Genomic DNA, 13,603 nt, shown 5'->3' with positions numbered 1-13,603 from the left:
CCTAGCCTCTCAGTTTCATTTACCGCCACGCTCAACACAATCTCTCATGGTTGTTATCAGACGCACCCTAACCACAATTCATAAGATGATATCTGAAGAAAACCTTCACAATAATTCGCGCACATTCTTTTTGAGTTGATGTAGCCGCGCTTTATATTCTAAGTGATTATGATTAAACGTACTCAAGCGTCCATAACGTAACTGACGGTAGTCTTGCCTGATTTCAAGCAGCTTTGCCTGAATCGCTACCGGATCATCACTGTCTGTCAACTGACTTGCCGTATGATTAGTATCATCTTCATGACGGCTATCAATAGCGGATGCCAAACGCTCAAGCCATGCCAATTGCCCTTCATTATCATCGCGGGCTAATAACTTATCACGCTTACCTATACGCTTTGATAACTGGGCAAGTGGCAAATCTACTGGGTGCCAATGCTTACGACGGCGCTGCCAAATGATGAATATCAGAAAAGCCATGACGATGACCGTACTGGCTGCCAGCCAAATGATTTGCTGCATGATGGAGCGGATATTGAACCATTTTAGTAGCGAGTCCGCCTGTGTGTCTTGATCATAGCCAACGACATCTTTTTGCCAATAGTAGCTCGCTTGGTCAGAGAGGCGACGTAGCGTTTGTAGCATTTGATACTGCTGATAGCTGATTTGCGCACTTGCGCCATCGCCAAACATCGCCGAGCCTTGCTTCTGCGTCATCGCATTCATGCCTTGCTCTACCCGTTCAGGCGCTACAAAAGCCGTGGGATCCACACGTACCCAGCCTTGACTCTCAAGCCACACCTCAGTCCATGCATGCGCGTCCATCTGACGAACTTCCCATACATTGCCATTGCGACTAGGCTCCCCGCCCTGATAGCCTGCGACCACTCGCGCAGGGATTCCCGCTGCCCGCAACATAAAAGTAAAGCTGGATGAGTAATGCTCACAAAACCCTGCTTTGGTGTTGAATAAAAACTCATCGATACGGTTGTTGTTCAATCGCGGTGGTGACAACGTATAGCGAAAATCTGTCTGATTGATCCAGTCCTCAATGGCAGCGATGTAGCGGACTGGGTCTGAGCCTGACTGTGCAAACAGCTGCTTGGCCAGCGCGCGTGATCGGGGATTACCCTCATTTGGCAAGGCCAAATTCTCGCGCCGAGAGGCCTCTGTCAAAACAGGGTCGATATTCATTGGCGAAAACTGCGCCACCTCATAGCTTAACTGCTGGGTGACAGGCTGATTGTTTAATAACGTAAAATCTGATGTGGTCGTGATATCTTGCTGCTGCGAAAAAGGATAATCAAGTCCAAACAACCAGTTTTGCTGCGTGGGCTCTAGAATCATGCGATAGTTATTGGGTGCAGACCTCACATCATCAGGAACGGTAGCAAAGGCGTTTTGAACCCAAGCAGGTGCTGGTGAACCGGCTACCCATTGGCTTTTTTTGGGACTTGGACGCCATGTGACGCCATCAAAATCACTAAATACCAAGCCGCGCCAATATAGGTCTTGCTGCGGCGGCTGACCCTCGGCAAACTCCACTCGAAAAGCAAGCTCAGTGGACTGACCTAAATTGGCAAAATCACCAGGAGACATGCTATCAGAGACACCCGTAGTCGCCTGCTGACCAGACAGCTGCACTGACCATAACGGCGGCAGTCTCGGGAAGAACAAAAACAGCACTACTAATAACGGTAATGCGCCAACCCCTAGCACACCCAAGGTACGCAGACGCCCATCACCGCGAGCGTTACTGTCATCATTGAGCGCGATGAAAGCCAGCAGTACCACTACCGCACCTACGATAACCTCAAGCGTCGTAACTAAGCCTTGATCCATCAAAAACAGTGCGGCCAATACAAACAATGACAAGTTTAGCACCACATAAGCATCTCGGCGCTTGTACATCTCCCAAAGCTTACTCACCAGACATAGCACCAAAAACGCCACGCCCATGTCTAGCCCAAACGCTGTGTTATAAGTCAGCCACAGACCGAGCAGACCAAATAAAAACCCCAGCATTTGCATGCCTTGATAGACACGCTTTAAGTGCGACTGTTTTTTGAATCGCGCCTTAACGCGTGGCAGCTGGGCAATCATGCTAACCACAGCAAAGCCCATCAGCCACAGTGGTAGATGCGCAGCATGCGGCAACACGACGACTACCTGAGCCATCATGACCCAATAGTACGCTGGCAATGCCAAGAGCTTACGATACCACTTAGACGTATTACGCTCAGTGCGAACCGTCACTTTTTGACCTAAAGCCAACTGCTCAAAGCCAGCCGTTTTTTTCGCATCGATTGTAGAGGAGTGTTTGAATTCAGTCATGGGGCTTTTGCCAGCCTTAGCAAGCACGCTTGCGCAAAGGTATCACCCTCACCTATGATGGGGGTAGCAGGGTGATCACTAGGCAAGCGCATTTGAAACGGTACCCCAAGTTGACCCAGCGTCAATGCGCCATGAGCCAACTGCGCAAGCTTCTGCTCATGATGACCAGCTGGCATATCTGCATAGTCGAGCGTTTGCTCATGACCGACAGGATCGGCAAAGTGCTTGGTCAGCATCCCTTGTCCTCGTGCCACATGACCCCAAGAAACCCGTGCCAATGACTCACCCTCAACATAGTTATCTAGCCGCTCAAAATCATCTTGACCTTGGCGATATTGGCCGCCTATCGGTAAATCCTCCACGCTTGCCACTGAATACTGCGCTTGCCAATCAAATGTGTCAGGCTTGGGATACACCCACGCCTTTCGCGCAAAATAAATGTAAGACCAGGCACGCATGATACCTAGAGGATAAACCGTTTTTATTTTTAGCCGTGGCAGCTCAAGTTGACCACGATTGTAAGTCTCGACAGGTAGTCTTATGATTTGCTCTTCTTGTAACCGCGTGACGAGTATGGCGTTTTGTCCATCCGTGCCAGCTTTATTCTGGTGCGCAGCTGGTTGCTCAAACTCAACCAGCAACTGTCGCCGTGGTTGACGACTCTCATTATTCAGTTGCAGCGTCACCCAAAGCGGCGTGCCTGCCTCTGTCATCGTGACATCCAATAGACGCACTTGCAGACCAGATATGTGTGCAAACGTCACATGAAAACTAATCAGCCAGACACTCACCAAATAAAAACATAGGCCAAGCACCAAGTTATTGCCATAGTTGATGCCCGCGATAAAGGTAATCACTAATAGCACTGCAAACAGCATGCCTTCACGGCTAAAAAAAATATAGACGTTACGTAGATTGAGAGTGGCACTGTCATTTCTGGGCGCACGCGAGGCAAACCAACGGCTAAGTGCTGACCTGATTGGTACGGTTAAGGCCTTTGGTAAAAAGCTCATGACTACCCTATTCTTGCCATATGATTGACTGTGCGATCGGTATAGTAAGTCTATATTCGATTAACCGGTTCGGTAATATATCTTTGTATGAGACCACGATTTAGACTGCGAACATGATAACTAAAGGGTGACTGGTACGTCTGATAAGATACACTGTGCGATGGTTTTTGTCGCCTGTCCACCCGTCACATGCGCAGGCACAAAGCGCTGACCAAGACGATGGTCAGTGACGGCAGCAAACACGGCTTGGATATCTTCAGGCGTCACCTCCATATGACCTGACACATAAGCATGAGCTTGAGCAGCACGCTGTAGTGACAACACACCACGCGGTGACAGACCATGATACTCTTGGCTTGCGCGAGTTTTTGCGACCAGTCTTTGTAGATAATCCAGTACCACGTCTGCCACATAGACCTGTTTAACCCCTTGCTGGGCGAGTAATACCGCAGCCGTATCGAGCACCGCATTCATTCCCTTTAGCAACTCGCGACGATCCTGACCTTTTAGTAGCTCACGCTCTGCCGCCGGTGACGGGTAACCCAATGACAGACACAGCAAAAATCTATCGAGCTGTGATTCAGGGAGCGGATAGACACCTGCTTGTTGTAGTGGGTTTTGGGTGGCGATAACAAAGAATGGCTGCGGCAAAGGGTAAGTTTGACCGTCTTGAGTGACTTGTCGTTCTTCCATCGCTTCTAGCAACGCGCTTTGCGTTTTGGGACTAGAGCGATTGATTTCATCCGCGAGCAATAACTGAGTAAAGATAGGACCCGGACGAAACTCAAATTGCTGCTTACTCTGGTCGTAGATACTCATCCCTAAGATATCCGCTGGCAGCATATCATTGGTAAACTGCACTCGGCTAAAGCTTAACCCTAACAGCTCAGCCAGCCCTTGAGCCAATGTTGTTTTACCCATGCCAGGCAAGTCCTGTAGCAACAAATGTCCGCCTGCCAGTATGCCACTGAGTGCTAACTTAATGGCTTGCGGCTTATCCAATACGATTTGGTTCAACTGTGCCATCAGCTGTGCAATTTTCTGCTGATTGTCTTGAAAATCGGCAGCACTAGGCATGGGCTGGCTGAGCGTATTCGCTGTTTTCTGATGTATAGAGGAGGATATGTCGTTAGCAGTATGGGTCATAGTCAGTTGTTGGCTCAGGTTTTGGCTTAGGAAAATCAGTGATCAGACATTATTTTTTGTCATCTGATGGTGTTGGTGCATCAGCTCGCAGTGTCGACAGATAGGCAATGATATCAGCACGCTCTTTGGCGTCTGGCATAGGATCTGATAGCATCTTAGAATCTGGTATGGCTTTTTGTGCATCCGCAATATACGGGTCAAGCGTTTTTGCATCCCACACCCATCCCGATGCCGTGAGCCCTTTACTGTAAGTGTAATCTTTCAACGTTGCAGCAGATGCACCATAGATGTTCATCAATTGCGGGCCTTTTTTGTTGAGACCCGGATTTAGCTGATGACACTGTCCGCAGGCATCTTTATAAATGATTGAACCGTTATCCGCGTCGCCTTCGGTATATGGTGGCAGTGTCACAGTCTCACGATAATCAGGCGGCGTATGGTTACAGGCAGTGAGCAATAGAGCAGCAGTGAGTAGACTGCTCATTTTATATTTAATGAGGATAGACATTTTGGCAATCTTTAGCTGAAGCGTATCAGCGACAAGTAAGAGGCGTCATTACCATGGCAATGACATTATATGGACTCGCAGAACGAATCGCTACGTATTGGTGGGTAGGCCTACAAGCAAGGCGCAAGTTACTTTTAAAAGAGCAAACCATGCTTTTATCAAAGCGATAGCGTACACCAATACTCAAGACATCTTAACCCATTAAACGGCAATCTTTATCGTTTGGCTAGGCTCTTCTAAATAATAGCCTTGTAAGTAGCGTGCACCCACACTCCATGCAACAGACATAGTAGCAGCATCTTCAATATAAGGCATGAGCACATCGACTTTCAGATCATTGGTACGCATGATGATTGATTTCACCGTGTCTAAATTATCTGCTGAATGGATATCTTTTATGTAGCTATGAGGCAAGCGCACCATGTCAGGCTGCACAAAATTAGCAATTTCAACCGATTTAGCAGAAGACCCAAAATTATTGATACCCATTTGGCAGTTGACTGCGCTGAGCGCTGAAAACTGAGACTTTGCCACGGTTAAGTGTTCTGATACGTCTTTTTCGTTGAACTGTAGCGTCAGCACGCCAGCAGCACCGCCTACGGCTTTGATTAACTGGCTTGCCACGTTGGGCAACTTTTTATCAATCAATGATGCACTGGTCAATTGCACCAGCAATCTCGCGTCAGGGTGAGACTTACGCACATCATTTATTTTTTTACAGGCATTAATGAGTACCCAGCGATCTATTTTTTCGAGTAATTTATGGGTTCTGGCAACGGTCATAAATTGATCAGGCGTCAATACGGTATTGTCAGCATCTGCCAATGGCAGTCGTAGATATACCTCAAAAAAGTCACTGCGGTCTTGACTGATATCATAAATAGGCTGGAATGACAGCTCAAAGCGATTGTTGGTAATGGCATTAACCAACGACTCTGCCAGTGCATGATCATCATCATTAGCATGTTCACTTGGATCATACAAATGATACGTGCCGCCCTGATTGGAGGTCTGTACCATTATTTGACTGATGGCATCCATCGCCCGCTCTAATATAACGGCAGGCTCCGCTGAATTTTTTTCAATTTTGACGATAGCAATACTGACAGTGGTATTTGTCGTACGATTTTCCACTTCAATAAACATATCTTTGATACGGGAGCCGATATGTTCGGCGAGCGTTTTTAGGGCTGCGGTCGTTTTGTCTTTTACCAATATCATAAATGCCGTATCGCTAAAACGGCTCACATGGGCATCAGCTGCCAGCTCATTCAAGGTATTGGCAATCTGCTTGACAGTCTCATCTATCCCTTGTAATCCCAAGCTGCTTCTGATTTTTCCAACGTTATCGAGCTGGACATACAACAAACCTGCTTTTAGCTCACCTTGAGTCGCTTGTTGGTGTACTAGCGCCATTTGCTCTTCAAATCCGCGGCGGTTATCAAGCCCTGTCAAGTTGTCTGTACGCTCAGCTCTGGCCAAGCGTTTTGCAACCTCTGCACTATTACTACTATTATTATTCTGTTGGATAATGATTTGGGTAACGGGCTCACCCTCTAATGTCGCAGAGGCAAGCTGTAATTTTGCGGCAAACGTACTGCCATCTGTACGTACGCTCTCAAAGTTAAACTCAACTTCTTGGCGATTGCCTTTATCAAACTGACGCAAAAACTGCTTAAAACCCTTGACGTCATCAACGCCTGAAATCAGATCGATGATCGGTACGCCAATGGCGTCATTCATCGACTTAAAGCCAAATAGCTGAAGATAAGGGTCATTGGCAAATATGTGCACCCCTTCATCTATATAAGCAACAGCACTCTTTGAGTTTTTAATCAATACATTGGCACGTTGCTCTGCGTCCAACAGAATTTGACGCAAGTCCTTTAGCTCACGACGACAGACCAAACTATCATGCTGCAGGCGAATAGCCATCACTGCAGCCATGTCTTGATCGGCATCCAGTGCTTTGACCATGGTGCCACTGATAACCATCGGCAACCCATCCTCATTACAGGCAGTGGCTGCTATCTCTGTATTCGTCAAGCAAATGATGGGTAAGTCAATGTCGTGCTCTTGTACGATGCCGACCACATCCGTAAAGCTCATGTCATAAGCCGTACCAAATACTAAAGCATCCCACGGCTGGCGCAGCGATTTTAGTAGCTCTTCTTTATCATCCAAAAAGCCCAAATTTATTGTGTCGTAATAACTATTGAGCAACTGTACAAGACGTTCGGCATAAAGCTGATCGTCGTTGATTACCAATAAGTTTAAGATGGACTGAGTACGCATAGGAAGCCTTTGAACCTTATAGTCGTGTGTTGTCTTTTATTTTAATAGCATTAGGGCGTGTGGAATATTCGACTAGGATACTTGTTGGGGTTGTATTTAGACAGTAAAGGCACTTTATAAGTCAGAGTAACAATATCTGTCATTATAGACAATAACTTTACCAACTGCAGATTAACTTAAGTAGGCTATTGATTAATATATTACCCAAAAACCCTACATATTTTCTGCTACACACCATCTATCTGTCTTGTAATAATTAATAAAAACTATAACTGTATCACTTCATACTGACTAAATTCATCAGTCATCATCACTCTATTCCCTAGACGCAAAGCAGTTTGTTTACTATTAATACGCATGACCACTCTATCATTGGTCTGAAAATAAGAGGACGGCACAATCAACGTGCTAGTCGTTTGTAATTGGCTGTCCTTACCAAGGATAAATGCCGGCACAAAATGACGTCCTCGGGTTGCGTCACCTTCCAAACGTAGACCACAGGCCACCAATCTGCGTCCAAGCAGCTGCCACTCAACTTCTGGATTTTCAGTGTCAAAATTGCGCCAACGCGCGATGCCCATTGCCCAATCAGATTGCCCATCTGTTGTAGGATAACAGACCAGTAGTAGGCTCATGATGTGTAATCTTGGCGGCGCAGTGGTCGATAAATCAATATACTGCGTCTCTATATCGATACCTTCTTGCTTGTTTATTTTTATCTTCAAAGGGTTTTTATCTTGGATGCTGTCCTTATCATTTATAAGCGTGTCGCCAATGCGACTCTCTTGTCCATGAGACTGCTCTTTACTGGTGCTCGCACTATCATTTTTTTGTGACGGCCGTCTTAGGGTATGAAATATCGATGCCCTACCCTGACTATCAAAGCTATCATTATTGTCGAAAGTCTCAATCTCTAATTCATAATGACTGCTTTTCTCTTTACCAAAGGTGTCATATAGCGGCCTCTCTTCCTCTGATAGGTTGTGTATCGCAATTAAATTGCTAAAACTCTGGGAATGACTCACGCGATAGTGAATCTTGTTATAGCTGGTTATCAGCACTGCTTTTTGGCGATTACTATATTGGGTAAGTGGCGTGAGCGGCGGCTGCAAATAGCGATAGCGAATGATCATCGCTATATTACTCAGCAGGCTATATTCCATACCTATACTACCATCCACGACAAAAGCCTGCTTGCGTGAGTCAAAGTACTGAACCAGCGGCGTCAGCTCAATGAATAAACAAGCGCGCCCCTCTTCATAAGGATTGATGTTCGAGTTGGCTGTCAGATAACTTGGCGGATTATTGCTCTGTAAATCAACGAAGACTCTCGTCTCAGTGGTTGGCTCTACCGTTGCAACGATGTGGTTTGCCCATTCGGGTAACAGGCGCTGCACCAGCAAAATATTCGGACGACGCATGGCACGTACATTTAATAGATGATGCAAACAAATTTGGCCGTATATCTGATGAAGATTACTGGCATATGGTACGGCTGTGTGATTACTTACATCAAGCTCAGCAATGCGCTGCTGCTGTGCAAGATAATACAATTGATTGATCTGAGACCAAAAATATCTCGATGGTTTTTGATAACAAAGCGCATCTTCATCCAATAGCTTTTGATACCTCAATAACGACTGGAAAATCGCAACAGCAAGTGTGGGTGAGGGTTGGCTGTCTACACCAAAATAACGCTGCCACCGTTTAATTAAAGGCTTTTCTACTTTATCATCTAATAGTGAGCTTTCATGACGTATGACTCTATCATAGAGCATAATAATGAGGTAATTGAGCGATTTTATCTGCGCCACATAGCCAATCTGTTCCTCACTAAGCGCACCTGTCTCATAGATGTAGTGCTGCCGAAAAGTAGCAATTAACCGGTCTGAGGCTTCAATCACTGTCATCGATAATTTGAGGCGTTGCGACTCCTCTATATTGGCATCACGCAATGCGATCAGAACGGTTTCTAGATACTCCGCTTGCTGCTCTTGGGTTTGTGACGTTAGCGTGCCTAGTGATTTAAGCAAATAGCGCTCTTGACCATTCACTAATCGACTCGAGGATGTTGGCAGTGCTGCTGTAGAAGACAGGTACTCTTGAAACATCGATAAAGTTATCATCAGTATTGCTACTCACTATTGATTAAATTAACGCAAAGAAAATAGGTGACCACATAATGTCAGGCAAAAAATACACATCAAAAACCGTTACAAAGGGTTGATAATATCTGTCATGAGCAGTCAGCCTACCTACTCATCAGTCGCCACTTACTATTAATATTTATTTACTGTCAATATTTACTTATTAACAGCCACTATTTGTTTACTAATTATCCAAAGTAACATAGTGCCTATATTACGCATTATTGTAAATATCAATTGGCATTTTAAAAGGCTTATCTGGCAATTCTCTTACCAGTTTTGGGACCAGATATCCTGGTAATTGTGCCAATAATGACCAATAAAGGCGAATTGATGCCTGTAAGTCATGGTCAAAATGTGCCGCGCCAGCCACCTTATCCAGTACATGTAGATAGTAAGGCAACACACCACTAGCAAACAAACGCTCGCTCAATTGTACTTGGGTCTCGACATCATCATTGATGCCTTTTAAGAGTACTGCTTGGTTTAGCAGTGTGACCCCTGCTGCTCGAGCACGTTGCAGATACTCAGAGGTGGTAGCATCAATCTCATTGGCATGGTTACAGTGAATCACCATGACGATATGGCAGCGGCTCTGAGACAGCCTCTCTAGTAGATCAGTATCCAAACGCGCCGGCATCACCACCGGTAGACGAGTATGCAGACGTATGGTGGTCAATTGCGGGATAGATTCGAGCGTGTCCAACCAAGCAAACAGACGTCTATTAGTGACATTCAGTGGATCACCCCCGCTCAAAATCACCTCATTAATCTCAGGGTGCTCACTGATATAATGGATGATATTATCTTTTGCATCTGCCGTAGGCATGTTAGCACTATAATCAAAATGCTGGCGAAAGCAGTAACGGCAATGAATGGCACAGGCGCCCGTAATCGTTAATAACACTCTTGATTGGTACTTATGGAGCAAACCCTTGATTGGGTTTTGGGTGTTTTCGCTCAAAGGGTCGGTCACGTAACCTGTGACACTGACTTGTTCCTGCTGGTCTGGTAATACTTGTCTTAATAAAGGGTCATTGCTGTCACCAATGGTCATCTTTGCCACAAAATCACGCGGCACACGTAGCTCAAAATGCTCAGGGATATAGACAGTTGCACGTAATGATTCAAGCTTTAGGATGCTGAGTAACTCATCAACCGAGGTAATGGCCTCCGATAATTGCGTTTGCCAGTTTTTTTGTGTGATTAAATGGTTTATCATGACAACCTATTACCTGTGCTCAAAATCCGATATTATACGCCCTTAGCGTCTACCCTATCAAAGTATATCCGTTAATCCGTACATATGTCTATGCAGCGTAACGTTGGCGCGAGGCATCTGAGTGCCGATATCATCCTTGTACAACATACAAAGGATAAATCACGATGTACAGAGCGCGTGGGTAATGCCGTAATAACTTACCAATGCTTTGACTATACTTGGCATAACAGCAAATTTTGGTACAGTCAGCCCTATATCTCACTATGTATTATCATATTTATAACTTTTAGGAGTTTCTTGTGGCAAATTTTTCTACTAATGAATTTAAAGCTGGTTTAAAAGTCATGCTCGATGGCAACCCTTGTGCCATCCTAGAAAACGAGTTTGTGAAGCCAGGCAAAGGCCAAGCTTTTAACCGCGTCAAACTACGCAATCTTCGTAGTGGCAAAGTATTGGAGCAAACCTTTAAATCAGGCGATAGCTTAGAAGCAGCTGACGTAATGGATACAGAAATGAACTATCTCTATAACGATGGTGAGTTTTGGCACTTTATGCATCCAGAGAGTTTTGAGCAGATCCAAGCAGACAAAAACGCAATGGGTGACTCAATCAAGTGGTTAAAAGAAAACAGCAATGCACTATGTACTATTACCTTATTTAACGGTGCTCCTCTGTCAGTCACGCCGCCTAACTTCGTTGAGTTAGAAATCGTAGAAACAGATCCTGGTGTACGCGGTGATACTTCAGGCGGTGGTGGCAAACCTGCAAAACTAGAGACTGGTGCTGTCGTACGTGTACCCCTGTTTGTACAACAAAACGAAATCGTTCGTGTTGACACGCGCACAGGTGACTATCAAACCCGCGTTAGCGCATAGTAATGTTGATGCATAATAGTGTTGACTGATAGGCATGTTCACCAATCAGCACTATTAACCGATAATAGTGCTGATGGCTGATTACTGTCTTGGCAATATCAAACCTTGCCCATATCAGATCTTGCTAGTATCAAAGAAAAAGCTTAACCATTATTTCAATGGTTAAGCTTTTTTTGTGTCTACAACGCTATTGATATGTACAGTAACATGACATGTCTAGTGGCCACATTACGTCATCTCTTCATCTACTCTTCTTCTGGCGATTGCTTTTGTATCAGCCAATATTGTACCAACGCATTGAGCTGCTCTTGCTTAAAAGGCTTGGTACAATAGTCTTGCATACCCACTTTTAAATACTTTTCGCGTTCTCCGTCCATGGCATTGGCCGTTAGCGCAATGATAGGAGGCAGCCTTTGAGGCTCATAGAGTTCATGCAGCTTGATGGTCGCCTGTACACCGTCCAAAATCGGCATATGATGATCCATTAAAATAACATCATAGCGTTCAGGAGATAACGCAAAAACCTCGATTGCTTGCTGTCCATCAGAGACATGCGTGACCATATGGCCACTTTTGGTCAGTGCTTTTTTGGCGATAATCGCATTGACGGTATCATCTTCGACCAACAATATATGCCCAACCAGCTCATGACTAGGCTCAATCATAGATATATCATTAGATTGTTGCCAGGCCTCATACTGTTCTTCTTCGATAGTGGCGAGCGGTAATAAAACGCTAAACGTTGTACCAACACCCACTTCACTACTCACATGGATATGACCACCCATCAAACTCACCAAAGACTTGCACACAGAAAGCCCCAACCCTGTACCACCATACAGACGGTGCGTGAATTTGTTGGCCTGATCATAGGCGTCAAATATCGCCTCTAATGACTCTGCTCTGATACCGACACCAGTATCTCTCACCTCTATACACAACGTCATGTTTTGTTCAGAGTCACGAACTGCATGATGGCTTTGGTCAGTTTTTTGAGCGATTTCATGTTTACTACTATCAAAGCTATCAGGACAATAGCAGTTATTCATGTGCTTCACATCGATCATAACGCGGCCACCTTCTCTGGTGAACTTGATCGCATTATTGACAAGGTTGGCGATGATTTGCTTTAAGCGTACCGGATCGCCTTTCACATAAGGCGATAACGCTTCGGTGTAATGATAATCTAACGCCAATCCACGTTGACGGGCTTTGATAGCAAAAAGACTGACCACCTCATTACATAAGGTAGATAGATTCAATGGAATAGAGTCGATGGTCATTTTTCCAGACTCAACCTTTGACAAGTCCAAAATACCATTGATGATGACCATCAAATGCTCATTAGAGATTTTGATATTCTCCACATACTCTTTTTGCTCGTGACTGAGATCCGTGTCACCTAGCATCTCGACCATCCCAATGATGCCATTCATCGGTGTACGAATCTCATGACTCATATTGGCCAAAAAGCTCGATTTCATCTCGTTGGCATATTTTGCATCACGCTGCTTATCTTGTAGCTGTAAAGCATCTGCCGCCATCATCGCAAACTGAGCCAATACTTCTGCCTGTTGCTCATCAAAACCATAGTTAGGCTTGATATCCATCAAACATAATGAACCCAATCGATAGCTTTTATTGTCTTCATACAAAATAATGGGCGCGCCTGCATAAAACCGTATATAAGGAGGCTCTATGACAAGTGGGTTTTGACTAAAGCGGCTGTCTTCTGATGCATTTGGTACGACGAAGACATCATTTGTCAGTACCGTATAATTACAAAAGGCAATATGACGTGGCGTCTGACAAGTATCACCAAATACGCTATCGGGTTCACGGCCTGATTTTAGATACTGTGTCTCCTCATCCATAAAGCTGATTGTGACGACTGGCACATCAAAAAACAGCTTGGCAAGATCAATGAGGCGCTCAAATGCAGGCTCTTCATTATTGTTGAGCACATCATATTTTCTCAGTTTATGGACACGTTCTGGTTCATCTGCCGTTACTGGATAGCTGTGCTTGGGTGCATTAGATATAGACAAAGTAGACTCCATTAA

General features: G+C 45.0%; 9 protein-coding genes. 1 reads left to right on the top strand and 8 read right to left on the bottom strand.

Translation table 11 applies throughout. The features are described 5' to 3' along the window. Positions 1–105: 105 nt before the first annotated feature. The 7 genes from IP510_RS10650 to epmB all read right to left on the bottom strand — a co-directional run bounded on the left by IP510_RS10650 (position 106) and on the right by epmB (position 10,665). Positions 106–2,334, bottom strand: coding sequence for a transglutaminaseTgpA domain-containing protein (locus IP510_RS10650; protein ID WP_194364819.1), 2,229 nt, complete (start codon positions 2,332–2,334; stop codon positions 106–108). Then, positions 2,331–3,347 carry a DUF58 domain-containing protein gene (locus IP510_RS10645; RefSeq protein WP_194364818.1) on the bottom strand — a complete coding sequence of 339 codons (1,017 nt, stop codon included), beginning with the start codon at positions 3,345–3,347 and terminating at the stop codon, positions 2,331–2,333. Before IP510_RS10645 ends, IP510_RS10650 begins: the two co-directional genes overlap by 4 nt. A gap of 120 nt (positions 3,348–3,467) precedes the next feature. Beyond that, on the bottom strand, positions 3,468–4,424 hold the full coding sequence (locus IP510_RS10640) for an AAA family ATPase (protein WP_194364944.1): 957 nt from the start codon (positions 4,422–4,424) through the stop codon (positions 3,468–3,470). Between the two features lie 118 nt (positions 4,425–4,542). Further along, complete coding sequence (locus IP510_RS10635) at positions 4,543–5,001, bottom strand: c-type cytochrome (RefSeq protein WP_194364817.1); 459 nt, start codon at positions 4,999–5,001, stop codon at positions 4,543–4,545. A 201-nt stretch (positions 5,002–5,202) separates the two neighbouring features. Continuing rightward, on the bottom strand, positions 5,203–7,296 hold the full coding sequence (locus IP510_RS10630; protein ID WP_194364816.1) for an EAL domain-containing protein: 2,094 nt from the start codon (positions 7,294–7,296) through the stop codon (positions 5,203–5,205). A 266-nt stretch (positions 7,297–7,562) separates the two neighbouring features. Continuing rightward, positions 7,563–9,422, bottom strand: coding sequence for a hypothetical protein (locus IP510_RS10625; RefSeq protein ID WP_194364815.1), 1,860 nt, complete (start codon positions 9,420–9,422; stop codon positions 7,563–7,565). A 235-nt stretch (positions 9,423–9,657) separates the two neighbouring features. Next, positions 9,658–10,665, bottom strand: a complete 1,008-nt coding sequence (epmB, locus tag IP510_RS10620) for an EF-P beta-lysylation protein EpmB (protein WP_194364814.1) — start codon at positions 10,663–10,665, stop codon at positions 9,658–9,660. Positions 10,666–10,964: 299 nt separating this feature from the next. On the opposite strand from epmB, the gene efp reads away from it, so the two are divergent. After that, entirely contained in the window at positions 10,965–11,540 is a 576-nt protein-coding gene (gene efp / locus IP510_RS10615; protein ID WP_194364811.1) for an elongation factor P, read from the top strand. Positions 11,541–11,785: 245 nt separating this feature from the next. Here the strand turns inward: efp and IP510_RS10610 are convergent, their stop codons facing one another. Further along, complete coding sequence (locus IP510_RS10610; RefSeq protein WP_227669666.1) at positions 11,786–13,588, bottom strand: ATP-binding protein; 1,803 nt, start codon at positions 13,586–13,588, stop codon at positions 11,786–11,788. Between the last annotated feature and the right edge of the window lie 15 nt (positions 13,589–13,603).

Origin of the sequence: Psychrobacter sp. NG254, from assembly GCF_015277735.1 — a bacterium.
In the GTDB taxonomy this organism is placed as follows: domain Bacteria; phylum Pseudomonadota; class Gammaproteobacteria; order Pseudomonadales; family Moraxellaceae; genus Psychrobacter.
Note: the sequence above shows the minus strand (reverse complement) of the source record. Positions and strands in the feature narration are given on the sequence as shown.